This is a genomic window from Phytobacter ursingii, assembly GCF_001022135.1.
GTDB classification, from domain to species: domain Bacteria; phylum Pseudomonadota; class Gammaproteobacteria; order Enterobacterales; family Enterobacteriaceae; genus Phytobacter; species Phytobacter ursingii.
The window spans coordinates 2,446,314-2,471,550 of the sequence record NZ_CP011602.1; the positions used below are offsets into that span (position 1 = coordinate 2,446,314).

Annotated in this window: 27 protein-coding genes and 2 pseudogenes; all 29 read right to left on the minus strand. The window is 48.6% G+C overall.

The annotated features are described in order from the left end of the window. Positions 1 to 228 precede the first annotated feature (228 nt). Positions 229 to 1,227, minus strand: coding sequence for a hypothetical protein (locus AB182_RS14965; RefSeq protein WP_047370796.1), 999 nt, complete (start codon positions 1,225 to 1,227; stop codon positions 229 to 231). Beyond that, a complete protein-coding gene (locus tag AB182_RS33060; RefSeq protein WP_047370797.1) occupies positions 1,227 to 1,607 on the minus strand; it encodes a hypothetical protein in 381 nt (126 codons plus the stop codon). Before AB182_RS33060 ends, AB182_RS14965 begins: the two co-directional genes overlap by 1 nt. 24 nt (positions 1,608 to 1,631) lie before the next feature. Next, a pseudogene (locus AB182_RS33065) lies at positions 1,632 to 1,821 on the minus strand (RHS repeat-associated core domain-containing protein); the annotation flags it as partial. A gap of 306 nt (positions 1,822 to 2,127) precedes the next feature. Further along, positions 2,128 to 2,397, minus strand: coding sequence for a MafI family immunity protein (locus AB182_RS14980; protein ID WP_047370798.1), 270 nt, complete (start codon positions 2,395 to 2,397; stop codon positions 2,128 to 2,130). After that, a pseudogene (locus AB182_RS33070) lies at positions 2,397 to 3,518 on the minus strand (RHS repeat-associated core domain-containing protein); the annotation flags it as partial. The pseudogene AB182_RS33070 and the gene AB182_RS14980, both read right to left, overlap by 1 nt. Before the next feature lie 140 nt (positions 3,519 to 3,658). Beyond that, positions 3,659 to 4,141, minus strand: coding sequence for a competence protein ComJ (gene comJ, locus AB182_RS14995; protein WP_047370801.1), 483 nt, complete (start codon positions 4,139 to 4,141; stop codon positions 3,659 to 3,661). A gap of 498 nt (positions 4,142 to 4,639) precedes the next feature. Further along, a complete protein-coding gene (locus AB182_RS15000; protein ID WP_047370802.1) occupies positions 4,640 to 5,083 on the minus strand; it encodes a DUF6386 family protein in 444 nt (147 codons plus the stop codon). An 8-nt stretch (positions 5,084 to 5,091) separates the two neighbouring features. Beyond that, positions 5,092 to 6,663, minus strand: coding sequence for an RHS repeat domain-containing protein (locus tag AB182_RS15005; protein WP_456154044.1), 1,572 nt, complete (start codon positions 6,661 to 6,663; stop codon positions 5,092 to 5,094). 372 nt (positions 6,664 to 7,035) lie between these two features. Further along, the gene (locus AB182_RS15010) at positions 7,036 to 7,551 is read right to left on the minus strand and encodes a hypothetical protein (protein ID WP_047373314.1); all 516 of its coding nucleotides are present in this window, start codon (positions 7,549 to 7,551) and stop codon (positions 7,036 to 7,038) included. 70 nt (positions 7,552 to 7,621) lie between these two features. Continuing rightward, complete coding sequence (locus tag AB182_RS15015) at positions 7,622 to 7,939, minus strand: hypothetical protein (RefSeq protein ID WP_047370803.1); 318 nt, start codon at positions 7,937 to 7,939, stop codon at positions 7,622 to 7,624. 236 nt (positions 7,940 to 8,175) lie between these two features. Next, on the minus strand, positions 8,176 to 8,316 hold the full coding sequence (locus AB182_RS32650) for a hypothetical protein (RefSeq protein ID WP_167337885.1): 141 nt from the start codon (positions 8,314 to 8,316) through the stop codon (positions 8,176 to 8,178). A 156-nt stretch (positions 8,317 to 8,472) separates the two neighbouring features. Beyond that, on the minus strand, positions 8,473 to 9,543 hold the full coding sequence (gene tri1 / locus AB182_RS15020; RefSeq protein WP_047370804.1) for an ADP-ribosylarginine hydrolase Tri1: 1,071 nt from the start codon (positions 9,541 to 9,543) through the stop codon (positions 8,473 to 8,475). Next, the gene (locus tag AB182_RS15025; RefSeq protein WP_047370805.1) at positions 9,540 to 10,883 is read right to left on the minus strand and encodes a PAAR domain-containing protein; all 1,344 of its coding nucleotides are present in this window, start codon (positions 10,881 to 10,883) and stop codon (positions 9,540 to 9,542) included. The genes tri1 (AB182_RS15020) and AB182_RS15025 overlap by 4 nt, the downstream gene beginning before the upstream one ends. Further along, positions 10,883 to 11,683 carry a DcrB-related protein gene (locus tag AB182_RS15030; RefSeq protein WP_052958842.1) on the minus strand — a complete coding sequence of 267 codons (801 nt, stop codon included), beginning with the start codon at positions 11,681 to 11,683 and terminating at the stop codon, positions 10,883 to 10,885. The genes AB182_RS15025 and AB182_RS15030 overlap by 1 nt, the downstream gene beginning before the upstream one ends. An 11-nt stretch (positions 11,684 to 11,694) precedes the next feature. Then, positions 11,695 to 13,626, minus strand: a complete 1,932-nt coding sequence (locus AB182_RS15035) for a type VI secretion system Vgr family protein (protein ID WP_047370806.1) — start codon at positions 13,624 to 13,626, stop codon at positions 11,695 to 11,697. 136 nt (positions 13,627 to 13,762) lie between these two features. Further along, complete coding sequence (gene tri1, locus AB182_RS15040; protein WP_047370807.1) at positions 13,763 to 14,881, minus strand: ADP-ribosylarginine hydrolase Tri1; 1,119 nt, start codon at positions 14,879 to 14,881, stop codon at positions 13,763 to 13,765. Positions 14,882 to 14,897: 16 nt separating this feature from the next. Continuing rightward, positions 14,898 to 15,293: a hypothetical protein gene (locus tag AB182_RS15045; RefSeq protein ID WP_223883609.1), complete on the minus strand. Its 396-nt coding sequence runs from the start codon at positions 15,291 to 15,293 to the stop codon at positions 14,898 to 14,900. Between the two features lie 25 nt (positions 15,294 to 15,318). Next, positions 15,319 to 15,711, minus strand: a complete 393-nt coding sequence (locus AB182_RS15050) for a DUF4150 domain-containing protein (RefSeq protein ID WP_039079463.1) — start codon at positions 15,709 to 15,711, stop codon at positions 15,319 to 15,321. 9 nt (positions 15,712 to 15,720) lie between these two features. Next, positions 15,721 to 16,326 carry a DUF3540 domain-containing protein gene (locus AB182_RS15055; RefSeq protein WP_047370808.1) on the minus strand — a complete coding sequence of 202 codons (606 nt, stop codon included), beginning with the start codon at positions 16,324 to 16,326 and terminating at the stop codon, positions 15,721 to 15,723. 9 nt (positions 16,327 to 16,335) lie between these two features. Then, entirely contained in the window at positions 16,336 to 17,406 is a 1,071-nt protein-coding gene (locus AB182_RS15060) for a pentapeptide repeat-containing protein (RefSeq protein ID WP_047370809.1), read from the minus strand. Next, a complete protein-coding gene (locus AB182_RS15065; protein WP_047370810.1) occupies positions 17,403 to 19,934 on the minus strand; it encodes a DUF2169 family type VI secretion system accessory protein in 2,532 nt (843 codons plus the stop codon). The genes AB182_RS15060 and AB182_RS15065 overlap by 4 nt, the downstream gene beginning before the upstream one ends. Before the next feature lie 10 nt (positions 19,935 to 19,944). Further along, positions 19,945 to 20,337 (minus strand): DUF3592 domain-containing protein, encoded by a 393-nt coding sequence (locus AB182_RS15070; RefSeq protein ID WP_047370811.1) that lies wholly within the window; start codon positions 20,335 to 20,337, stop codon positions 19,945 to 19,947. A gap of 60 nt (positions 20,338 to 20,397) precedes the next feature. Then, the gene (locus AB182_RS15075) at positions 20,398 to 20,676 is read right to left on the minus strand and encodes a hypothetical protein (protein ID WP_139153705.1); all 279 of its coding nucleotides are present in this window, start codon (positions 20,674 to 20,676) and stop codon (positions 20,398 to 20,400) included. 196 nt (positions 20,677 to 20,872) lie between these two features. Beyond that, complete coding sequence (locus AB182_RS15080; protein WP_047373318.1) at positions 20,873 to 21,247, minus strand: DUF3592 domain-containing protein; 375 nt, start codon at positions 21,245 to 21,247, stop codon at positions 20,873 to 20,875. Between the two features lie 8 nt (positions 21,248 to 21,255). Continuing rightward, positions 21,256 to 21,687 carry a hypothetical protein gene (locus tag AB182_RS15085; protein ID WP_223883610.1) on the minus strand — a complete coding sequence of 144 codons (432 nt, stop codon included), beginning with the start codon at positions 21,685 to 21,687 and terminating at the stop codon, positions 21,256 to 21,258. A 35-nt stretch (positions 21,688 to 21,722) separates the two neighbouring features. Then, entirely contained in the window at positions 21,723 to 22,109 is a 387-nt protein-coding gene (locus AB182_RS15090) for a DUF3592 domain-containing protein (RefSeq protein ID WP_047370812.1), read from the minus strand. Positions 22,110 to 22,117: 8 nt separating this feature from the next. Then, on the minus strand, positions 22,118 to 24,346 hold the full coding sequence (locus AB182_RS15095) for a type VI secretion system Vgr family protein (RefSeq protein WP_047370813.1): 2,229 nt from the start codon (positions 24,344 to 24,346) through the stop codon (positions 22,118 to 22,120). 213 nt (positions 24,347 to 24,559) lie between these two features. Further along, complete coding sequence (locus tag AB182_RS15100) at positions 24,560 to 24,787, minus strand: Imm74 family immunity protein (RefSeq protein ID WP_047370814.1); 228 nt, start codon at positions 24,785 to 24,787, stop codon at positions 24,560 to 24,562. 26 nt (positions 24,788 to 24,813) lie between these two features. Next, the gene (locus AB182_RS15105) at positions 24,814 to 25,194 is read right to left on the minus strand and encodes a DcrB-related protein (RefSeq protein ID WP_047370815.1); all 381 of its coding nucleotides are present in this window, start codon (positions 25,192 to 25,194) and stop codon (positions 24,814 to 24,816) included. Positions 25,195 to 25,237: the final 43 nt, after the last annotated feature.

A 25,237-nucleotide genomic window follows, 5' to 3' on the forward strand; every position in this document is an offset into this window, starting at 1 on the left:
GGGCACCAACGAAAGGTCACATGGAACTTTTGGTTAAGCGAAAGATCCGCACGATTAATACAGGCATCCATTCATGCTCTGCATGAGTTTTTTTCAATATTGAATACCGTAAAGTTCTTTATTAACCATGCCTTCCCCTTTGAACAGCAAGGCCTCTTCACCTGCTTCAACGTTGAAATGATGGCACCCCCTATTGCTGTCGAATATTAATATATTAAAGCGAGAAGGTTAAATCGAATAGATTAAATTAAACAACATCCCTTCATCTCTTTTAGGAATAATCCTGTATTCCTCACCAATCAATTTAAATATTTCATCCTCATCAACAAAAAAACCTCTATATATTATAGCCGAAATAATTTTTTGGAACACTTCAGAAGGAACGTTTCTTCTTAAAAATATAAGATCAGCCGGATTACCCCTAATGATGTAATATGAGTAGTTCATCAGTATGAAATTTGATATTAATAAATTTCCTGTAGACTGATATTTATCAAAGCACTGCCCCAGGGCTATATATATGGTTTTCTGAGATTTTTTATAAGTATATACAAAACCATTAGGGTCGCTAAGATAGCAATTTGTATCATTGAAATGTAGATAATTATCCCGACCATCCTCAACGAACAAGAAATTCAATACCGATATTTGATAATTCTTTATTGATTTAATATCGCCGTAGTTTTTCTCTTTTGCAACCAGTTCATAAAAGTGCTCTATCAAAGGCAATACTGGTACATTATCATTGCGAGTAGTATTTATACAGAACCCGTCACTGGTAACGCATAGTTTGTCATAAACATCATAATCCATTCCCACTTCAAAACATAAAAATCTCAAAAAGAAATTTTTTGCTTTTATTGCGTAATCTTCATTGTTATTTTTTAAAGAAACGAGTTGGTATATATAAAACAAGATAAAAATATCTTTATCTATACGCTGTCGGTTATCAATTTGAAACAGATAACCTAGTCGCGAGAGGAAAACTTCGAACGCATAGCTTTCATCTTCACTTAAACCTAATCCCTTCAACGCACGCAATGGCATTCCTTTGGGAAAACAAGTTTGCCAATGGCTCAATTCTGCGAGTTTTCCATTTTCTTTTTTTAAAAAAACAGGAAACAAATTTGGCTCGTCCTGTACATAAACATACTCGCCAAAGCTTTTCATCTCGGCTCTCGAATTGATAAAATGTTCAATCTTATGCAAATACATTTCAAAATTCATTAAATAATCCTCTTACCGCATTTCTTCCAATTTCCTTTAGCATCTTTGCTTTCAGTCTGGAATGAAGTAATTTTATAATTAAACTTGGCAAGAATATTTTCACCAATACCCTTTGCTCCAGGTTCATTTCTCTTTGAGAGAACGCCGTCTTTTAATTCTGTTTCTTTATAATCAACTTTAGATATATCACCATGCTGATGAAGGAGTTCTACTCCAGAGTCATTAACCGTTATAACTGCTCGATATTTTTCATTTCCGGGGTTAAATCCAGGTCGACTATCATGGTTAACCCATATGGCTTTATCACCACGATTATTAGGAACTAATCCACCTTTACCACCGCGTTCCGAGGCTGATGCAATAGCTTCGTCCTTACTCATATAACGTATAACCTCTTCTTGCTTTAATCCGAGGGGGTCTCTTCTAGAGAGCCCATTTACGCCATACTGATAAAGATTTATCGCCCCGCCAGCCCTATCGGATCCTGCTGGGTAAACCTTCGCTATCCGGGTCGTAATAACGGAACAAATTGTAGTGCAACCCGGTCTCCCTATCCGGATATTGTCCCTGGTAACGCAGGTTCTGCTCCACCGGGGTGTGCTCTGTTTCGGCGTACACTTCCCTGACCTTGTTCCCCCATACCTGATAGTGCGTCTCCCACACCACGTGTCCGGTAAGTGGCTGAGAGATGCGTGGTTTGATACCGGGACGGGCGTTACTGTGAAGATCTCGGAGGGATGTTTGATTATGATTGCAGAATCCAACGAGGGGCAGGAACTGCGAAAGGAATTTTACTATTTTAAACAGGTAGTTAAGGGGGTGAAGAGCGGGATATCAGGCGTACTGTGTGAAGTCTAAAAATAAAACCGGGATGAGTTAAATCTTCCCGGTTTTAATAAATTAAAGTATATATGCAATCATTTTTTTATTAAGACTTTCCGAATCTAAATTCATAATATTCGACAATTTAATCATCATATTTAAAATGTCATTATTTATTTTTTTATCTTCTTCAATTATAATATCGATCACAGTATCTAATGCCAAACCATATTCATTATATTTAATAAACTCAATAACCTCATCAAGTTCTGTTTGCGTGAAACATGTTTTCAACATATCTATTAACTCAAATAACTTAGCTTCTATTTCTTTATATTTTATATCCATTAGCGAGGATTCCTGGGAACGTTTGTTGGGAAACCGGATACAATATCACCATTTTTTTCTTGAACTACTCTAATATCAATACCGTCTCGTGTTCCATTTGTAACCGTTCTTCCTCCACGTCCTGTCGTAGATGTCAGTGAAGGATCTGTAGCTATATCTGAAATTTCGTGCATTATTTTGTCATCAGACCATCCTGTTGGAAATTCACTTTTACCGGGATGCCCTGTGCCAGGGCGATGACCACCACCAGTCGCATCACCATCTAAAATATGTCTACGGCGTTGAGGGCTGGCAAGATCTACATAATTATCTGAACCATTATTTCCAGACGTTTTGCACAACCCAAGCGGATCTATATATTTTAGAGGATTCGGCGCATACGCGTAGAGATTTATCCCCCCCGCCAGCCCTATCGGGTCCTGCCGGGTAAACCTGGCGCTATCCGGGTCGTAATACCGGAACAAATTGTAGTGCAACCCGGTCTCCCGATCCAGGTATTGCCCCTGCATACGCAGGTTCTGCGCATAGCCCGTCTCCTGCGGTATCGACTCGTGCAGCAGTTTCCCCCACGCGCTGTTCTGCCCTTCCCTGCGGATATGCCCTTCACGGTCTGTCATCCGTTCCGGCGTACCGTTCGGCTGACAGTGGAACCAGTAAATATCCGGATCCCCTGTGCCATCGATACGCGCCAGCGGTTCATAACTTTCCGCGTTGCTATAGACATAAGTCAGGGGCACATCGTCGTGAATTTCCTGCAACAGGCGAAAACCTTCCCACAGGAAACGTGTCGTCACCTACTTTCCTACCGGCCTGCCCCCCAGCGTCTGCTGACGTGTTTTGCTGATACGCCGGCCGAGCGGGTCATAGCGGAAACTGACCTGCGTTTGTGGTTTGTTGCGGTCCCGCGGCTGGCTGATCACCTCAGTCAGACGGTGCTCGCCGTCGTAGCGGTAGTGCCAGCGTGTCTGTCCGTTATCTTTCTCCACGGTGCGGCCGTGGATGTCATAATCCCAGCGGCAGGGCCAGCGACGCGGTGATTGGCGCTGGGCATTGCCGGTAAAGACGTCCCGGCGATGCAGTTCATCAAGTCGGTCGTATTCGCGGCGGGTGGTCAGCAGCCCTGTGTGCGGAGGGAAAGATTACACCGTCAAAGGCAGCTATGTGATTAACTAGTTGTTTAACGTTTGATTTATTTTGCACGAAAATTCAATGCCATAGCGTGGATTTTTAGATTCCAATTTTAACTTAGTTTTTATTAATTTTAGAAAATACCTTCTTTGAGAGGATTGTCTTTAACTCCTCCCCATGGATCGTCTAACAAAAACCTGGCAATAATGGTTTCTTTTGCTGGGACAAGAGTAAAATTGTAGTAAATTTCTCGTCCTTCACACACCTCATAAAATAGCGAATAAAATTTATGTTTCACATCTATATTTAAATCGAATTTCTCAGTAGCGGAAGCGATCTGCAACTTATGTTTATTCGTAATAAAAAATGGTACAACAATACAGCGTTGAGCATTTTTATCCAATGCGAAAACATTCTCTACTTTGATATTTACGTTTGCTCCAAACGCGTCCTCTGGTAATGGATCGAATATAACATAATCCTTGTAAAGTACAGCACCTTGCGAAACATTTCCTTTCCCCCACTGACTTAGTTTCTCATCATAGTATCGGGAACGCAATAATATTTGACTATGAGAAATCAGCAGATCAACTATTTGTAGTTTTTTATCACTCATTACATTATCTCGACTTTTATTCTCGTTCTACCTGGTAGTTCTGATAAAAGTATTACTAATAATTGAACCTGCACCACAGTTATTGACCTTCGATATCCGTCATCCGTTCCGTCGAGTTGGCATCGGAACCAGAAAACCTCCGGGGCATCAATACTCGCCAGCGGATCGTAGCTGGGTAGCAGTAATCCCTGCGGCGAGACCAGCGGCGCGGTGACGGCACCTGGCATTGCAGGGAAAAACGTCCCGGCGATGCCGTCGCCCAAGGAGGTCTTACTCGCTGCGGGGATCAGCCGCCACTGTGGGCTTTTCTCAGGTTAAAGTTGTTCGTCGCGAGTATATTGACAGCTTATTGAAGACAAGGGTAAGCAAGGCGCGATATAAGCAAGATGCGTGCAGAAGGAAAAAAAGAATAGTGTTAAAAATAGCTACGTGGTGAACTAATTAATTATTTAACATTTTTTTGGATGAAAAAATCCACGCCAGGGCGTGGATTTTCATTCAGAGATAAACACCCTCTTCTAATGAGTTTTCAGTAAACGTTGCTTTTGTAAAGGAAATTAGCACATCTGAACCATGCTTTTTATATTTAACCTCGTAACTACCTGGTTCTAAAGTAATAAACTCGCCTGAAATAGCATCTGAATCATCTGGCTCCAGATCTCCGCCAGTGACATCTTCTCCCGCCCCTATGAAAACCTTTCCAGCAGGTACGTTTAAAAATAATGATCCGGTATATTCACCAATATCATTTTTAATATCAACTTTATAGTTACCATCATCTCCAAGATTGAGAAATAACACATTCCCTTTATTTATTTCTTCAACTTCATCTTCTGGAAGACTCCACCAATCTGCATCATCATTAATCCTATGCTTTAATGATATCAAATCATAAATTACTAATGTGGCAGTATCCGTCTGTATATTAATAGATTTATTCATTTTACCCCCTATTGAAATATTATCTCACTGATGGCATCTCCGGGCTGAAGCCCCGCCTTTCTGCCTGCATTTTTCAAAGAACTACCGACACTTTTATTAATAGTTTCATTCAGCATTTGTAATCTTTGTGTAGGCGAACCTCCAACAATTAAATCAACAGGATGATCAGCGTTTAACTTACTTAGATCAGGTGCTGAGCCAAACATTTTTTCAAAGCGTGCAGAAACAGCCTGCCTGTAAGAACTTTGCAAAGATGAAATCCTAATCTCATGGGTGCCAGGAGACCAAACTAACTCTCCTCTTTGAGCCGCTCGGTTTAAGGCATTCATTTTTTTCATAAACTGTCTTTCGAGGAATTTTCTCTCAGTTGATGACAGCTTTGTGCTGCTTAAAATCTTCGGTTTATTGACAGTTAAGCGGGTACCTCCAGAACACCTACTCAACCCCCAAGGATCCACCCAACCCAACGCATTCGGCGCATACTGATAAAGATTAATCCCCCCCGCCAGCCCTATCGGGTCCTGCTGGGTAAACCTGGCGCTATCCGGGTCGTAATACCGGAACAAATTGTAGTGCAACCCGGTCTCACGATCCAGGTATTGCCCCTGCATACGCAGGTTCTGCGCATAGCCTGTCTCCTGCGGTATCGACTCGTGCAGCAGTTTACCCCACGCGCTGTTCTGCCCTTCCCAGCGGATATGCCCTTCACGGTCTGTCATCCGTTCCGGCGTACCGTTCGGCTGACAGTGGAACCAGAAGATATCCGGATCCTCCGTGCCATCGATACGCGCCAGCGGTTCATAACTTTCCGCGTCGCTATAGACATAAGTCAGGGGCACATCGTCGTGAATTTCCTGCAACAGGCGAAAACCTTCCCACTGGAAACGTGTCGTCACCTGCTTTCCTACCGGCCTGCCCCCCAGCGTCTGCTGGCGTGTTTTGCTGATACGCCGGCCGAGCGGGTCATAGCGGAAACTGACCTGCGTTTGTGGTTTGTTCCTGTCCCTCGGGACTGCCACCACATCGGTTAACCGGTGCTCGCCGTCGTAACGATAGAGCCAGCGCGTCTGACCGTTGTCTTTTTCAGTGGTCCGCCCATGAATGTCATAGCTCCACTGAATGCCATTTAAGCGGGTGAGACGGTTATGACGAACAGACTGCTGCAGGCTGTTATCCAGCGGGTTACCCGCCGCATCCCAGCGCCATTGCTCTTTTCCGGGGAGCGTGCCGTCCTGTTCCAGCAGACGCCCGGCGCTGTCATATTTCCAGTTACACCCGTTGAACGGATCATCATCACGCTCTTCGCGCACCGGATTGTTGCGGTAGTCGTAATCCCAGCGGCGTGACCAGCGTGCGGGCGCCGGGCGCTGCGCATTGCCGGTGAACACATCCCGGCGATGGATGCGTCCGAGACGATCGTATTCATTGCGGCTTGTCAGCAAGCCCTGCGTACGGCCAACTTCCCGGTGTAACTCATCGCGGGTAAAGTCGCTTATCGGCAGATTATCGAGCGCCAGGCTCAGCAGATGCCCGCTGCCGTAATAGAAATATTTCAGATGACGCCCGTCGGGCAGCTCCACCGACGTACGGTTGCTCAGCGTATCATAAGTCCAGCCCAGCCTGCCGTTTTCACCCTCTTCACTGATAACACGCCCTAACGCGTCATAGGTAAAAATCAGCTCCGTAAAGTTTTACCAATGGAATAGAAATCTTCAAAAGGCCCACATGAAGAAATACAGCGATTATTTTATGGCAGCTTCTTCAGCTGAGTAAAAGACGCATGGAAGCAATAATCTTGTACAGGGGAGAAAAGCATATCAATGATAATATGTGAATGGGGAGGACGGCGCTGCGCTGAAAAATATTTTGTGAAAGCACCAGGCAGAGATTATAGACTTAGGGTTAAACGCATAATGCCTTGCACCGGAAATGGTAGCCTTGGCTGTATTGTTTTATTCGCGATGGTCGATCACGACACCACTTAGACACTTAGGATTAATTTCAGCAAAACTGAACGACACGTCCTGATCGTCATTTAGCATAGCGGTATAGCTGGTGACTTCATAAACCGAATGCCCGCGCGGTGTATCGGTAATCTTTAGCGGTGAATAATGCTGACGGACCTGTGCAAGAGTAATGCACTGTCCCTTGAGTGAAAAGCTGATAAAGGCGGATTGCTCTTTCGAAATTCGCCTCAGACGCACGTCGATATCGTCAATTTGGCTACCATCATCCAATACAATCGCATCCGACTGATAAAAATTAACGTACTCATTTTGATTATTCAGGTTTAATGACAACGGAAACTGCGAAACGGTATCAACGGTCAGATGCCGGGTTGCCGCCTTAATGTAAACAATAAAATCCCAGAGATTGTTTGTTGGTGTTTTCGCCACAGCAGGGGCAGTTATCAGTAACGCAACCGCACCATAGATGCTGCTTTTTTGCTTCCGGAGGTGTTTTACCATGTGTTTGGTCATTCCCTGTTCAAAAATATGGCGGATTCGCATTCAAAATATTACGTAAAAGAATATCAGGCTAACAAATAGAGGCAATCAATGCTATTGAATCCTCATACTTAGCCACCGTATCTTTCCCTGAGATAAAAACATGAGGTTTTACTTCATTCCAGATGTGACGATGTGAAGTCTCTCTGATTTTATTGGCTAATGCTGAAAGATTACCCCCCTCTCCATATTGGATAAGTGTCTCTTTCGATATAGTAAAAGAACGGAATACATCCATTTGCGAATGCAAATTGTATTCAGAAAAAACAACAGTTATCACCAATGCGGAGCCTTGGGAATATATGTCGTAATCCCATGGTTCCCTTAACAGTAAAAAGACATCAGTCATGGCATTATCCTGGGTTGCTCTCTGACATACAAGAAACTGACATCCTGCTCAACTCACCTGGCATATTTTATTTTTGAGCATTTATTTCTTTTCACATAATCATGTTTTTCCTGATGTGGAAAAAATGGCTTTTAATCCATAAGCAATTTGCGAAGAGATACGGTTAGCGTTAGATAAATGTTTTGACGGTTCAGGTTCGGTCTTCTCAAACTCTTTTGGTTCTAATGTTACCGAAATCATTGTATGTAATACATTTTTATTTTTTCGGCTTCAGAAAAAATATCTTTAATATAATCAAGCACGGAGTAATGCTCTTTATTCATTTGCTGGCTCCGAACATCACTTTTTCGTTCTGGAGCACTGATAAGCTCAATCATCTGTCTGCCGGGGCTGTCTTGCTCCGCCCTCCATCGAGGCTATCAACGTGCAAGGATGCTCAGAAATATAAAATTATTGCTAGCGCAGCTTGTTAGCTGCGCTATATCGTCATCGTCGTATCAGGTTATCTGCAAAAAGGTTTCCCCGTTAACGAACTATTCTGGATAGTCATCCGGTGCGCGATCAAACAATTGAGCTGCTAGTGTGGCAATTCTGTCATGCTGTACCAGCTTATCTTTCCATTCCTGGGGAATACCTGACCAGCCATATAAAGCGCCGGCAAGTTGCCCGGTCGTCGCCGCCACGCTGTCGGCATCATCGGCCAGGTTCGCAGCCAGCAAGATGGCATCACGGAAATTATCGGTGTTCCACACCGCCCACATGGCCGCCTCCAGGGTATCGATGACATAACCACTGGAGCGAATTTGATCGCGGCTTTTTTCTTTATATTCACCAGCGTTTATAATTGCTACACGCGAAAGTAGCGGGTAAATATGCGGCGCAAAAGCAGTTTCTTTATCGTAACCACTAATCAAATAGTGGAGCATAAGGGCCATAAACTGGCTGGCGTCTAACGCATCACGTGCATAATGTGTCGCATGGCATTGCGCTTTAGAATCAAAATAAATCGCCCGATGAGACTTTCGTCTGAATATTGAGACAGGTGCAATACGAATAATGGGTGCATTCCCAGCAGAATTATTAACTGGTTTTGTGTCCCATTTCAGACCATGCAGCGAATATTGTTCCAACGCATAACGCGTAGCATTACCAATATCAAAACAGCGGCCATTGCTGCTATTTTCACCAAATCTATACCATCGAAGCATTAACTGGCAAAATAGATCAGCATCTAAACGATTAGCCTGCAGATAGGTCTGTGCCAGGCATAATGCCATGGACGTATCATCAGTCCATTCACCAGGACTCAGACGAAACGGTCCTCCACCGACCATATCGTGAACATGGTTTACGTCACGAGGCTGAAACTCAAGCGTTGTACCCACTGCATCGCCTACAGCGAGTCCGACCAAAGCACCTATTGCTTTATCACGGGACATATCCTCGCTAACATTAAGCTCAAGTGTACGATCCCAATATCTATATTTTGGTTCAAGACTATCCAGCTCTTCCTGTGTCAGTCCACGCGTAGAATAAGGAAGATATTCCATATAACGGGTGACATAATTATTAATCGCTGAATCATCGGCATGTAAATCGATCATTGAACTTCCTTAAGCTTGATATGGATAAACCCATGACTTTCAACCCTGTCGATAACTTCGAATTTGGTGTTAGGTTTAAACAGAACTTCGTTCTCTAAATTAATATCTTTAAACTCAGACACAAAGTCAATTTGTTTGCCAGAATACCCCTCCACCTGCATTTGAATTTTTCCTTTAAAGGGTTTTACCATATCTGTGCTGAAATAACCCGGATCGGAGACAATATTTCCCGGCACATGCTGATCAAGGACCTCAGGTGGCAAACTCCTTACGCCACGTACGAACGTACCGGATGTTGGTGGAAGCACATCCATCGCCTCAGAGAGATGCTGCGAATAAGCCTCCAGCCCTGGCGTCATAGGCTCCGTTCCACGTAACGCAGGGTTAAGCATGGTATAGCCTTCGTTAGTTGTATAGCCATAGAGCGCGCCAACCTGATCATCCGTGAGTTTAGATGACAGATAAGGATCGCGTAATTCGGCATATTCTCTGCCATTCTTAATCCATGCCTCTCCCCAACCGGGCATCGCTTCTTCGAGTGGCATTGCCGGTTTTACCGGGTTTATTGCTGACACAGCAGCATCCGGAGCCACTGGCTCTGCGCTGAGTCGCGCAGCACGCACGGCATCAAATTTCGCGCCGCCTTTCATGCCGATACCGCCACCTATCAAGCTGCCGAACAGCATGCTCCATTTTTGCCCGTCACTGCCCTCACCAAACAACCATCCCCCCGCCCAGTTCCCTCCAGTCCCCCCCAATAAGGCGCCTGCAGTACTGAGCACAGCAATGGCTGGCGTTGCGATCACAGCGAGAGCCGCGGTACCAACCCCCAGCATGACCCAGTTCACCCAGCCCGGAACCTCAGGACTTATCTCGTCTGTTTGTACTTTCGTGCCACCAAAAAAAACGTTGGGCGATCCGGCAAAAATCTCGGCACTACAAGTGAGTTTGTCTCCCAGGCGTGCAGCAGGATAATTATTGATATAGATCTTAATGGAACCTTCGGCGACCCGCTTTGGCGAACCGCTGTGCTCATCGCATTTGCCCAAAGACAGATGCGCGCGAATCGCCTTACGGCTATTCACATATACATTTGGCGATCCTTCAGTGAGCATTCCAGTGACATGCCGGGGTGCCCAGGACATACTTCCCAGCACCTCTCCCAATCCGCCTGCGGCGCAGGCACCTACAGCAGCCGACGCCACAACCAGCGCCAGCCCGCCGGTAGCTACCGTCGCAGCCCCCAGTATGGCACCACCGATAAGCCCAACAATCATCCAGGATTTTGATGCAGTGTGGGCAATAGGATCATCGACCCTTGCAGCCTGTAGCGCAGTCATTACGACGATGTCCGTTGCCGTGTAAGAAACGCCAGTATCTGCTCAGGGGAAGCGAGTCCCTGCGGCCCGTTAACCGTGCGACAGATGCTGAGTTGTTGTTCCAGATGATGTCCAGGAATTGTGGCAACAGACCATAAGGCGTAGCGTATCGGCTGCGTGTCGGGGACAGGTGCAATACGCAGCGGCGAACCGTCCTGGGCGTAGAGCAAATAGAGGCCTTCACAGGCACGCTGCAAAGGTAGGCTTCGATATAACGCTTGCACACCGGAAAAAACGTCCAGATTACAACTTTCCGTATCTAGCGCGAAAAAGAGATCCGGATTATCCGGGCGGATCATTTCCCCCAGCGTCGCCTCATGTTGATTATGGTGAAAGCGGATACTCGCAATAATATCCTGATATTGTTTCTGATAAAGCTCATTAAACTCACCAGGGCAGGTGCCAATGTAGCAAACAACTTTTTTCCCACCCGAAGGTCCATCCAGAATAATAATTGTCTGGCGCTGGAAAATTAACACGTTGCCATTTTTAAATCGGTAAAAAAGCTCAACGGCTGGCTCGCCATCTATTAACTTCTGCTGCGTCGCTTCCATGTGAAATTCTGGCACTGTGACTTCCAGCTCGCGGGCAATACGCGCCGCAACAGCCTGTACGGTCTCCCCGTTTTTCGCCCCTGCACGAGATACAACAAAGGTAAATTCACTGGCACCTGTATCATTGAGGGTAAAAAGATTCATCGTACGGTCTTTGAATACATCAGGTAAAGCGAGTGTCGCCTCCTGGAGAATATAATCAGCCATCGTGCATCCCTTTATTTATTTGCCTTTACGGTAAAAAAGCTATCTATTTCTTGCTGTATGATAGTTTGTTGATTCGTTCCAACCGCCAGGGTTCCAGCACTGCCATCGGCCGGATTCAGGTGAAGATCGCCACTAAGAGTATTTATTTGTGCACTCTCTGCTGCCGTGAAATTAAAATTATTGCCGATTATGCTGACCGTCCCGTCCTTGAGCAGTTCAATTACGCTTTGTCCGCACTCAATACGCAACATTTCGCCAGCTGCAAGCGTAAAATTGTTTACAACCTTATCGTCGCGGTTATTACCCGTCAGACTCGTGAGGCTTCCCTTAACGCCTGTATTCTGATCTTGCACTACCCGCAAGGTTTCATTCTCACCAACGAACTGAGTGTGATTCTTCTCAATAGTATGCGTTTCGTCATTCTTAACGTTGGTGTCCATATTCCGTTCGGCCTGGATCCACACCTGCTCCTCCCCCGCCTTATCTTCAAAACGCAGGGCATTGGCAGTGTCAGCAGAACCGTCTTTCGAACGGCTGAGGAACCCCATTTGCGTGGCGGCAGCGGGGAGCGCCCACGGCGGCATGCTGGCTTCGTTATAGACGCGTCCGGTGATGATCGGCCTGTCCGGGTCACCGTTAATAAAATCGACCACCACTTCATCACCGACGCGTGGAATTTGTACCCCGCCGAAACCTTGTCCCGCCCAGGCGCTGGAGACACGCACCCAGCAGGAGCTGGTATCGTCCCCCTTCGCCAGTCTGTCCCAGTGGAACTTCACTTTCACCCGGCCATAGCGATCGGTCCAGATGCTCTCCCCCTGCGGGCCGACGACTTTGGCAGTCTGTGGCCCATAGGTACGCGGCCAGGCTGATTTTTGCGCCGGACGGTATGTAACTGTGGAGGGGATTACTGTGAAATCAATGCGATGCATCGTTTGCGAGCCACTACCGCTGGCGTAATTGTTCTCTTCCAGCCAGTAGTTGGCCTCGGTGGTCAGGTATTCCGCGTTATCGCTGAAAAAGGGGGCGTTATAGAGGGTAAACGTGTTACCCGGCGCGATGCCGAGTGCCGTGGCGCTACCATGAATCTGTTGATGCTCCACCTGCCAGCGCTCCTGGCGGATGCGGGCGTAGAAATCCGCATGATCGTGTTCGACAAAGCGCCCCGGCCAGTCGTACACATCAATACTGCCCGGTTGTGGTGAGACCGGGTTCTGCCGGGCCTGAAACAGCCAGGCATTCGGCTTGCGGAAATCATAATCATCGAGGCTGTAGATCCCCGGCGTCACGCTGTCGGTCAGCGCCCACTGGCTGATCCCCTCTTCATCCGTACTGCCACCGGACGGTGTCACGTGATAAGGAATGGTTTCATAACCGGCAAATGGCTGATGCTGGGTTGCCGCATCGGTCAGTACCAGAACATGCCGTTCTGCCTCGTGGCGGAAGAAGTAACTGATCCCCTCCAGTTCCATCAGGCGGCTGATAAAATCGAAACTGCTCTCCTGATACTGTACGCAATAGTCCCAGACGCGATAGCTGCCGGTCAGCTTATCTTCAACGTTAACCTGGTTTTCAGAAAGCAGCGTTTTGACGATTTGCGGTACCGTCTGCCCCTGGAAGATGCGCAGGTTACGGTCGCGCTGCATCGGCCACAAGTCGGATTCAACATTAAGCTGGTAGACTGCATAGCGGGTGCCGGACAGTTCCACGGCGCTTACCGCAACGCGGGTCACTTTGCCGTTGAAGTAGCGCGGCGATGTTATGTCCTGCGTCGGGACCGTCACGGTGACGGCCTTTCCTAACAACTGGCTGCGATCCATGCGCGCATCGGTGCCCAGCAGCGTCAGGCCAAGTGCATAAGGTTCTGACAGCGCTTCACGCCCTGACAGTTTCCAGAACAGCAGCCCTTCGACCGGAAGCTGCACGGTAATACGGTTGAGCATAAGGTTCATTCCGTTAAAAGTAGCAACGCGCTGAAATCGTCAGCGCAAATGCCATTCGATAGAGAAAATCCACCCGCTACAAATGCGGTGTTTTTACTAAAATTTGATGTCTGGTGAGGTAAAGTGTATCTGCCAGTCATACCGACACTGATTCCGGCGATGTTTCGTCATCCGGCGCCCAGTCAAACAACGCCGCGGCCAAAGAGGCAATGCGATCATGCTGCACCAGCTTCTCTTTCCATTCCTGCGGAATCCCCGACCAGCCATATAACGCGCCGGCAAGTTGTCCGGCCGTCGCCGCCACGCTGTCGGCATCATCGGCAAGGTTCGCCGCCAGCAAGATGGCATCACGGAAATTATCGGTGTTCCATACCGCCCACATGGCCGCCTCCAGGGTATCGATGACATAACCGCTGGAGCGGATTTGGTCGCGGCTTTTTTCTTTATATTCACCAGCGTTGATGATCAGCACGCGCGGCTCTAACGGCATAAACTGCGGGGAAAATACGCGTTCTTTGTCGTATCCATTAATCAGCAGAAGAAGCAAATAGCTCAGATAATGTGCGGAACTCACGGCTTCAATAGCGCTATGTGTGGCCTGACTTTGAATTTTCGCGTTATAGAATGCCAGAGCGAAATTGCGACGAAAATAGATCGATACAGGCGCTAACCGAATGATGGGTGCATTGCCTGCGGTTTCCGGAGCCGTATTACCAAACCAGTTCGCTCCGTTAATCTCATATTGTTCCAGGGCATAACGGGTCGCATTGCCAATATCAAAACAGACACCGTTAACGCTGTTATAGCCCTCGCGATACCACTTCACCAGTTTGTCCCTGAAAGACTGCCTGCTGGCATATTTGCACTCCAGCATTGTTTCAGCCAGACACAGAGCCATCGAGGTGTCATCAGTCCACTCTCCGAGGTTCAGGCGAAATGGCCCACCGCCCACCATGTCTGTCACAGTGCGGTGGTCACGAGGCATAAATTCCAGGGTGGTGCCCACGGCATCGCCCACGGCGAGCCCGACAAGCGCGCCAATCGCCTTGTCGCGACAGATATCCAGCGGCTTGACTTGATCAGGCATGTCATACCATTTTGATGAAGCCGTTTGAGTTGGCTCCTCAACGAGAGGATGTGCAATGTAGTCATATTGCATGCGGTGCTGCGTCCGCGCGTTAGTAAAGGGAATATAGTGCTCATACTGTTTTGCATAACGCTCTATGTCCCGAATATCAGAATGCAAATCGATCATGGTATCCCTTTCTTTTTTACTGCTGCATCGCAGGTAATGGTTTACCGCTGCCGTCTTTTACGAAGACCAGGCTTTTGTCATCTTGCCCGAGCTTGCCCTGATAAACATTCCCTGATTGATAAGCCGCAACGGCGATTAACCACGCCGTTTCATTATGTTTTTCGACCAGCCAGCTTTTATTAAACTGTGGTTGTTCCACCCGTAATGACATTTCAATGACCGGGTTGTTATTAATAAACAACCCGCTTTGCTTCATGGATAAAATGGTGATATTGACATCGCTGCCGTTGGCGAGAATGTCCTGCTCTTTGCGCTGAGAATTACGCACGACTCTTTTTGCCAGCCCAAAAATGAGACATATAAGCACAATCGTTACAACCACATTCACAATATCAAACGTCGAGATATTCACGCCTGAATGTACTCCTGTCCTGTTATTACGGTGCCAGCATCAGCACTTTGAACTGGCTCGGCACGATACGCATTCCAATCGCATTGGTGGAATTTTGCAGACTCACGCTGGTCAATCGCGTGGCGGGGGTACCTTTTAACAGCACGGTAAATGCTCCGGTTAAATGCCGGGATGGCCCCATCACTGTACCGGAGGCCACGCCTGTCGCCACGCCGGGGTTATCGCCGTTGGTCAGTGGCGTGATGGTCGCCATATTGTGGGCAGGCATCCCCATAAACAGGATATTCATCGCATTAGGGATTGCCGTCGGCCCCAGCGCAATATCCGGATAGGGAATGGGCGTGGGGGCAGGCATTGGCGTCAGGCAGACATCCGGAAAGGCCAAATCGACCCCAAAAAGCTGGCAGTTTGCAAACATGGCAGTTCCTTACCCCATATGAATCTGTTCAGAATCGACTTTGGTGATCGCTTTGGACGTGATCACCGTGTTGTGGGCATGCAGGCGCGCATAGTCCTCCGCTTTCATGTCCAGTTGCCCGGCGCGGACCTGCTCGGTCTGTCTGGTCGTACGAAACAGGCTATGACTGATTTGGGTGACGGTCTGCCAGACAGATTCTGCCCGCTTGCCGACAACGCGCGACAGGCTGACCCAGGCCGAGAGTTTCTCGCCGCTGTATTTCATCTCGTCGATATGGCAGTCTCCCTGCCCGGCGGTGACGCGAAGCGCATCGCTACTCAGGCTTAGCTCCCCTTCGCTATGAATATGCAGATCGCCCGGCACGCTGAGCTCCGCCACCTGCGGGTTAGCTCGTTCCAGTACCGCCAGCAGCCAGATTTGGCGCTCTACGCTGGCAATCAGTACCGTATCGCCCGTCTGCGGTGCGATAACGCAACTCGCTGCCCGGCGACAATGCCAGCCGCGCCCTTCGCTTTCTACCGTCAGACTGCCGTCAGCAAAACAGTGGGTCACCACCGCCGATGCCTGTGCAGGCGGCAGTATGGGTTGTGCCAGTAAATGATTCACTTTACTCATTTGGTCTCCTCAACGGCGGCTCTGGCGCTGCAGGCTCCAGGCCTCAGCAGCCAATAATTCTTCGTCATATTCGAGAATGCCCTGACGCCCGGTGAACCGGGCATTCTCCTGATTCGCCCGGTGCATCCGGGTGCGGGAAAAGGTCGCGCCGCGCAGGTCCGCCAGACGCAGGTCGGCACCGGTAAAATCGCTGTAGGTCAGGTCGCAAAGCGTAAAACACGCCCCGGCGGCATTCGCCTGCTGCAGAATGCTTTGAAACAGGCGACTCTGGCTGAAATCGGCCTGTTCGAGCGTGGCACCCACGAAAATAGCCTGATCGAAAACGCTGCCACGACACTGCGCGCCACGCAGATTCGCTTCCATAAACAGTGCCTGGGTCGCATTCACCTGGTTAAGTTGCGCAGTCTGTAACGACGCCCCTTTAAAATTGCACTGGGTAAGTTGTGCGCCGCTAAAATCCGCGCCGTCTAACTGGTTTTCGGTAAACTGGCAGCCGGTAAAGCCGTGCCGGGCGTAATTTTTCCCGCGCTGATCGCAGTTGAAAAAGACCACCCGTTCAAACTGACTGCCCTCAAGCACCGTCGTACGCAGATCGATGCAATAAAAGGTGGTCAGCAAAAAACGGCACCCGGCAAAGCGGGCATGCGTCAGCGGTGATTCAAAAAAGACGCTGCGTTCAGGTATTGCCCTGTCAAAGTGGCTGTCTTCCAGCGCGCAGTGCATAAATTGCACGGTCTGCAGCGAGCAGCCCGTAAAATGGCTACCCGTCAATGTGCAGTGGTTGAAGATGCATCCATCAAGTGGCGTTTCCTCCACCCGCAGGTTTGCCATTTCGCACTGATTAAACACCGTCTGTGTTAGCCGGGCTCCCCGCAGATTTACCCCGTTTAACGCACATTCGGTGAACGCCGTTTCCTGCAAATTGGCCCCTTGCAGGTTTACACCCTCCAGCGAGACCTCCTGAAAAATACCGCCGGAGAGATCGCAGCCCTGCAAATCCAGCCCGTCGAGGGAGATTTCGCTGACCGGCTCGCCGCCTTTCACCCGCTGTTGCAATTGTGCTGCGGTGAGCATCGTCATATCACTTCTCCATCGCGCTTCGGCAGCGTTTTGATGCGTTTCGTCCATGCCCCGTCAAGGCGGGTGGTATCACTGATAAACGCCTGCGAGAGATCGGCGCGAAAAAGATTCGCCCCGCTAAAATTGGCCCCGCCAAGCTGACTTTTTTGCAACAGCGCCCCCATCAGGTTGGCATCGGTGAAATCGGTCTCGCGAAAATCGGTGCGCACAAACAGGCTTCCCGTCAGGTTTGCCTGACCAAAGTGGCTGGCGCGGCAATCCGCTTCGCTGAGATCGCAATTCTCCAGCTTCGCCAGGGTGAATTGCGCGTCGGCGAGCGGCGTCTGACGCAGGTTGCACTGGATGAGCGAAGCCTGGCGAAAGTCGGCGCCCGCTAAAGTACTTTCGGCCGCTATCGCGGTAGCGATTAAAGTGGCCCCGGCAAAACTCGCCTGTTCCGCCTGAGTCTGGACAAAAGAGCAGCTATCCAGCCGCGCGTCGCTAAACACGGCCGCCACCAGCACCGATTGCATAAAGGCGCATTTATGCAGCCGCGCACCGTGAAAATCGGGTTCTGCCAGGGTGAGTTCCATGAAGATGCAGCTGTCCAGCGAGGCGTGGTGGAAACGGCAGCGGCTCAGCCCGGTTTCGCGCAGCAGCAGTCCATCCAGGCTGGCGTTATCAAAGATGCACGCCTCGAATAAGGCATTTTGTGTCTGCGTCTCTTTAAAGCGTGCACCGCTAAAATCGCTCTCCTGACACTGAGCAAGCGCCAGGCTCGCCCCGGTAAAATCACATCGTTGCAATGAGGTGCGCTCAAATTGCGTACGGGCAAGCATCGCCCCGGCCAAACAGGCGTCATCCAGCTTACTGTTGCGAAAATCAGCACATTCCAGCAGCGCCTTTGTGAAATTCGCGCCGCTGAGGTCCATACCGGAAAAGTCCGCGCCAGTGAGATCCATACCGCTAAAATCCCCCCCTTGCGCAAGGGTACGCCCGGCACGCTGGCGGATGATCTGCGCAAGGTCGCCCGTCAGGCGCACGGCGGGAGGCTGTTGGGAAACCGCCGCCAGATACATCTGATGCAGCGCCTCGCTCGCCTGCTGGCGCTTTTTCTCACTCATCAGGTCGCTGTTGCGGTGAAGCATTTCCTGCATCCGATGCAGTGATTCCGGCCCGCGCGGCATTTGGTCATCCCTGTGCGGATACTTCGCTTCCATTTCGCGTTTGCGCTGCTCTGCGTCGGCCTGTATCTGCTGTGCCTGACGCTCCATTTTTTCCATAAACTCAGGCAATTCATCGAGCGCAGGCATGTCAGGCTCTTCGATGTTGTCGAGCAGATCGCCAATGTCGCGCCCGTTTGCTTCCAGCCTTTCCCGGTACTGTTCGCGCAGCAGCTTTTCGCGATTCTTTATGTTGTCCCGCATCGGGCTCGGCGTCTGCTGCACCTCGCTGTCAAGCCACGGGCCGATAAGCGATTCCGGCAGCAGATCCTTTTCGCGAAACGCGAACAACGCCCCTTTTTCTTTATCCAGGCGCTGGCTGAGGACTTTGCGATAGTGGTTAACGGAACGGGTGGCGCCGTGTTTTTCGAGCGCAGGCATCAGGTGCAACACATCCGCTGCGTCGTCTTCATTTATACGGATATGCCCCTGCCAGATAAGCACCATCTGCTCCAGATGCGGGAAAAACCAGACGGTGGTTGCACGCAGGGATATCTCTTCAAACAGGGTCTCTTCCTGACGCAACCGGCTGATAAAGCAGCGCCCATGCCAGGGCGGCAAGGTGCCTTCCTGCACAGGTTTTTGCGGGTGCATATTCCAGATGCGCCACGACGCCTGTTCAGGCAGGGTATCCCGGTCCCACCACTGGTCGGGACTGGCGGCATTAAACACCGTCCAGTCGATGTCGCGGGCAAAGCCGGGAAAATCGTTCTGCAACCAACCGGCGTCATAGTTTTTGCCCATGCGGCGAAAGCGGCGCGGCCAGGTGAGATCAAGCGGCCCAAAGCTCGCAGGCTCCGGCTTTTGTTTTGGCGAGGTCATGCGCCCGTGGAGGGGTTCAATGTTCGGCAAGCGGTGGACGCTGTGTCCCTGATGATTTTCCGCACCAAATCCCATGCCATGCGGGTTTTCTTCACAGCCCGCGCCCCCCCAGGCGCGTGTCCAGTCCAGACGCATATCGGCAAAAGGCTGCGGCGAGGTCATTTTGCTACCTGACCAAAAACGGTCGCCAAACACCACCAGTGATTTACTGAGATTGTCGATATCCACCCGCGCCATCACCGCCGTTTTTTCCTGCTGGTGGTGAGTATAGGCATACCCGGTGGCAAGGAATTCTGCACGGGTTTTCGGCATCGCCATATCAATGACGCCGCCGCTGGTTTGTAGCTCACTGGCGGCAAGCTGCCAGAGTTCCATCTCCGGACGCAGTGTCGGGGTCTCGCCCATATCGGTCAGCGCCATCACCGACACGCCAAGATGATTCTTACCCTGCCAACGAAAGGGGCGATGGAGTACGCTCAGGCGCAAGGGTTTAATAATCTTCATCCGTAATACCTTATTCGCCTAATATGAGTGGCCGATCGTACAACGCAATTCTTTTCGGATCGCTGGGATCGTATTTAATGGTGGTGCCATTACCAACTTTAAAACGTTCTCTTTCTTCAAAGTTTAGCGATGTATAAAAGCTTGCCTGCACATCCAGTCCTTCACGGGTTTTGAAGTTTACCGTCATCAAATAAACAGGATTTTCTGCATCCCACATCCCCGTTTGCCTGGCAACAATAATGTCCGCATTGGCACCAATACCGGTTTTAAGCACTGATGCTTGCTTAAAGGAGTCTTTAATATAAACAATAAGGTTATCGCGCAAGCTAAGGTAGATAAGATAAAAGACGGCTGAAAATATCCCAATAGGCAGCAGATACCAGTAAGTGTCAAAAAATTCCATTTATTTGGACCTTTCGTGTATACGCAGAGTGATTTCCAGAAAAAACGCAGCCAGAAAAGCTTAGTCAAACACGTTCATTACTGCCATCCGTGGCAGTTTGTCATCACTGTATTTTACCGTCAGGGTTAACCCTTTTTTCAGTTTATGAATATCATTGGATTTGACAGCGACATGGGCACGGTGTTTTTTCCTCTTATTACCGAAATTTGCAAAGAAGTGGCATTCATAAAGAGAATACTCGCCACGCGTCGTACCGGTTCGTAACCAGGACTCCAGAGGAACATGCATGATTTTTCCGGCCCACTCCTCACGTGATACCCAGTCGCGGAGTAACCGCATTTGTATCCCATACTGCCTGAATGACACAACGGCAAACCACAGTCCCGCAAGGGTGATAATCATTCCAGAGATAAAGAAAGGGTCACTCATAACATTGATAAGAATGTTCACAGGAATCGTTTTTAAAGACTCATTATTGCCTTGTCGATTTGTGGGTAAGCCGCTTAGCTAACCATGGCTTTTCCCACAATGATAATCAGCGACGTTTCAGAAGAGGATTTGGAATATCCACAATCACTTTTTCAGGTTCTTTTCTCGAATATCTTAAAGCAATGGTTTCACCGGGCTGATATTTATTGATACTCATTACATCAATTACCGCATCAGCTTTACCACTGATTTTTTTACCCGTCTCAATCTCATAGTCAAAACTTACCGTGATGTTAATAAACCCTGAGTTCCCGCCAGAACGACTGGCTACATCAGTGATAACCCCCGTAGTATTGACGCCATCCGCCGCTATCCCCTCTTTGATTTTCTTATTTTTGGCATCCCTGATGAGCAAAGACACAATAACATAGGCAAAGAAAGCCAGGACAGCGAACACGATGACATCTGTAACATATCTCATATTTATCATCAATGCTCAGCTTGCATACTCAGTACCGCCATTTTCTTTGGCGGAACACCCTGATATTTAATCACAATGGGCATCCCTTTTTTAAGCTGGGGGATTTCAGATACTTTTAGCGCGGCAGCCGCTTTATATTGTTTCACCCCACCCTCCAGATTTGCATCAAAGGTAACAATAAAGAAATAATCAAAATTATGCGTAGTGGAAGTCTGTTTCCACTCGCGCAATGTTGCCGTCGTCACCTCGCCCTGCCATTTATCTCTCGATAACCAGTATTTTATTTCTGTAACATTTTCTTTTTGCCCCTTCAATCCCTTAAGGCAGATAAAAATAAAAACCAGCATCACGCCCAGCGCTATTAGATTTGAATATTCTGATAAAGTAATCATTATCTGAACTCGATAAGCATTGGCTATCAATGCCAATTTTTTATTCATTGAATATATAAATCATGTAAATGCGCAAAGAAACATTACTTACGACGTTTCAATGATGCATTCTCTATCTTCAATACAACACGTGACGGGTCATCTTTATCATAGATAATACCAAAGGTCTTACCCGGTTGGTATTGCGCCAAATCTGACGTAAAGATAACAGCGTTTCCCACACCGGCAACATTCCGGCCATTATAATCATTAAATCTATAATGCAATTTAATATTCGTATAATCTGATATTTTACCCGTATGAATTTCAATATTGACAATCTCAGCATGGGTATGAATTCCGTTTTTCTCAATGTATGACTTTATTCTCGCATTGCGAATATCTCTTATAATAATCCCAATGACAATCAACGCAACAATAGTCATCGCGACAATAGCATAACCTTTAGCAAAACTAGATGAATCAAACATATCCTACCTTAATTAAACATATGAAGAACTGCATTTTTAATAGCCGCAGTTAAAGTATCACATTCGACCGCACCAACTCTCATTTTAAAACCATTATTATAGAAAAAGTTAATAGGGTTATTTTCCACCTTCATACCAGTCATGCCAATATTGACGCCAGTTGTAGAAACTGACGAAGCAGTGAAGCCAACCTGAACACCTTTCCATTCAATTGCCCATGGCGTATCAACATTAACTTCGCTATCACTTTTTATTGTAATTTTGTCTGGGGAGGAAATAAGTGTTTCGCCAGTAGTAATAGTTTGTACCCAACCTCCATTGATTGTGGTGTTAACCCCACCCGTGATCTCATTATGCTGGCCGCCAGAGCTAACAATTAAACGATCGCCATTATGAATTTCAGTATTACGCCCTCCAGTCTGAATAAACGTCTCTTGCTCTCCATCAGCAATAGTTGTGGACTGATTCCCTTGCGCTATTTTTGTAGTCTGATCGCCCGTGATTTCATTTAACTCTCCCTTGCTCAGAATCGTCATATGACGTCCTTCTTTGATATTGATAACTTCACTGTTATTGAAGTTTTTTTGCTCAACATCATCCACCGTGGTCGTCCTTTTCTTCCGGTAGTAGAACGTGGCATCGCCCGTCACATCATCCGTCTGCGTCTTTTTGATCGTCGTCGCCCGGTTACCGTCGATATTGACCGTCTGATCATTCTCGACCGACACCATCATGTCTTTCTCGGAATGCATCTGCACCGATTCATTACCCGGACTGTCTTCAAAAAACAGGAAGCTGGCATTATCGATGCTGCCATCCTTGCTGCGGGTCATAAAGCCCATGCGGGTGGCATCGCCGGGCAGATCCCACGGCGGCATACTGGCTTCGTTATAAACACGCCCGGTAATGATGGGTCTGTCAGGGTCACCGTTAATAAAATCGACCACCACTTCATCGCCGACACGCGGGATCTGCACGCCGCCAAAGCCTTGACCTGCCCATGCGCTGGAGACACGCACCCAGCAAGAGCTGGTATCGTCGCCTTTTGCCTGCCTGTCCCAGTGAAATTTCACCTTCACCCGGCCATAGCGATCGGTCCAGATACTTTCTCCCTGCGGACCGACGACTTTCGCGGTCTGTGGCCCATAGGTACGCGGCCAGGCCGTTTTTTGCGCCGGACGGTACGTGACCGAAGAGGGAATGACTGTGAAATCAATACGGTGCATTGTTTCCGTCCCCCCACCGCTGGCGTAGGCATTCTCTTCCAGCCAGTAGTTGGCTTCGGTGGTCAGGTATTCCGCGTTATCGCTGAAAAAGGGAGCGTTATAAAGGGTAAAAGTATGTCCTGGCGCGATACCCAGCGCGGTGGCACTACCCTGTATCTGCTGATGCTCAACCTGCCAGCGTTCCTGATGAATGCGGGCATAGAATTCACCGTGTCCATGGTCAACAAAGCGTCCCGGCCAGTCATAAACGTTAATGCTGCCGGGTTCTGGCGAGTTCGGATTCTGGCGCGCCTGAAACAGCCAGGCATTCGGCTTGCGGAAATCATAATCATCCAGGCTGTAGATCCCCGGCGTCACGCTGTCGGTCAGCGCCCACTGGCTGATCCCCTCTTCATCGGTGCTGCCGCCGGATGGCGTCACATGGTAGGGAATGGATTCATAACCGGCAAACGGTTGATGCTGGCTGGCGGCATCGGTCAGCACCATGACGTGCCGACCGGATTCATGACGGAAGAAGTAGCTGATCCCCTCCAGTTCCATCAGACGGCTGATAAAGTCGAAACTGCTCTCCTGATACTGTACGCAGTAATCCCAGACGCGGTAACTCTCGCTGAGTTTGTCTTCAACATTAACCTTGCTTTCAGAAAGCAGGGTTTTGACGATTTGCGGTACCGTCTGCCCCTGGAAAATACGCAGGTTACGGTCGCGCTGCATCGGCCACAAGTCGGATTCAACATTAAGCTGGTAGACCGCATAACGGGTGCCGGACAGCTCCACGGCGCTGACGGCCACACGGGTCACTTTGCCGTTCAGGTACCTTGGCGTCGTCATATCCTGCCCGGGAATGGTGACGGTGACGGATTTCCCCAGCAGTTGGCTGCGGTCCATTCGGGCATCGGTGCCCAGCAGCGTCAGGCCAAGCGCGTAAGGTTCTGACAGCGCTTCACGCCCTGACAGTTTCCAGAACAGTAGCCCATCTACGGGGAGCTGTACGGTAATACGATTGTGCATAAGGTTAATTCCGTTACAAAAAGCATGAAGAACCAGGTGCAATCATTAATTATCGTGCCCGAGCGACAAATATAATCAACCAGTCAGTCTGTGAGGATATTACAAAAGTGGGCGATGGCTACCGTTTTGCCTGTTAATTAATATCAGGAAAGGCCAACAGGCATTTATTTTCGGAAAACTCCTGGCGAATATGACAGCATAGCACAATGGCAATTAAACGAAATGGATCACCATTTGTGAGCCTGCCGTTTTTTTAATCGCCTCATCCATATATTGCCGTTTTATTTCATCAGTGAGCGGTGTTTTTTCATGCGGCGGTTCAAACTGCTGCATGCTTTTTATCTCGGCGTAAAAACCGCCGATAACCCTCTCCCCTTGCGCTTTAATTTTCCTGCCATCCATATCCAGAATTATATAGGAACTCGTTCCGGTAATGTTCATTATGCGGCCACGTTGCGTTCCAGGTACTACTTCCCACGATGAAACTTAATACTCTGAATAATTTCCTGATATTGCTGCTGATGACGTTCGTTAAATTCCCCCGGACAGGTCGCCACATAGCTCACCAGTTTTTTTCCGGCAGGTGCTGCGTCCAGTAAAATAAGGGTCTGGCGCTGGAAGATAACGCGATTATCATTTTTAAATTGATAGAAAAGCTCAACGGCCGGGTAGCCGTCAACCGTCAACATTTGCGTCGATTCAAGATAAAAATCCGTAAGCGTATCTTTTAGTTCGCGAAGCGTTCTGGCGGCGACAGCATGTACTTTATCGTCGGCATTTGCACTGGCGCGAGACACGACAAACGTAAATTCATTGCCACCATCAACAGTGTGTGTAAATGCATTCATAGTTCGGTCTTTGGCTGTATAGGGCATTGCCACATTTATTTTT